The following is an 829-nucleotide window of genomic DNA, read 5'->3' on the forward strand; positions in this document are numbered from 1 at the left end:
CGGATCGCCACCGACATCGGCCACCAGCACGAAGACCGGGGTAAGGAAAGTGGCATACAGGCCATAGCTGACCGGACGCAGCGCCATGGTCAGCACCGTCAGCGGAAACACCAGCACCGCCAGTCCCAGCGGCGAATGCACCACCAGGCAGACCGCCACCGCCAGCACGCCACCGACCACGCTGCCTACGGCGCGCTCCATGCTGCGCGACCAGCTATCAGAAATACTCGGCTGCATTACCAGCATGGTGGCCATGGTGGCCCAATAGCCGAAGGGCAGTTCCAGCAGATGCACGATCAGGTAGGTGGCACCGGCGGCGGCGGCGCAGCGCCAGGCGTGATGCCATTCGGCCGAACCGGCGCGCACATGCAGCGCGGCCTTGCGCCACAGCGCAGCCAGCAGGTGCAGCAGCGCCGCCACACCCCGACGTTGTGGCCGGGCCACGCGAGCGGCCTGCTTGAGGCCGGCCGGATCCTGGCCGCCCAGCGCCAGCGGCGTATCGACCTGCTGCAACAGACGTCCGGTGCCGCTACGCTCAGCAATCGTTCTGCAAGTTCGCCGTCGGCTTTGATCGACTTGGTGCGCTCTATATAGTTTTCATCCACCTCTTTGCTTTTTGATGATTTACGCATGTGTCGTAACAAGTAGGTCTTGCTGGCTTTCTGTTTTTCAGCGCATAAAAGGGTGTCACCNAAGTCACGCGCATCCTCCGGTAGTGTCGCCAGCATGGACTGCTTTTTTTTGGGAAGACATGCGTTATCTTTCATCTCTCCATGAACATTAATGGGGTGGAAATCAGTATGCGATGGGCTTGCCCATGCAGCAGTGC

At 61.2% G+C, this 829-nt stretch carries 1 protein-coding gene; it reads right to left on the bottom strand.

Features of this window, described 5'->3' with window-relative positions:
• On the bottom strand, positions 1–513 hold a 513-nt coding region (locus tag I5W_RS33795), incomplete at its 3' end, for an FUSC family protein (protein WP_044531701.1).
• Positions 514–829 lie beyond the last annotated feature (316 nt).

It is taken from the genome of Herbaspirillum sp. B65 (genome assembly GCF_000333555.1).
In the GTDB taxonomy this organism is placed as follows: Bacteria; Pseudomonadota; Gammaproteobacteria; order Burkholderiales; family Burkholderiaceae_D; genus Herbaspirillum; species Herbaspirillum rubrisubalbicans.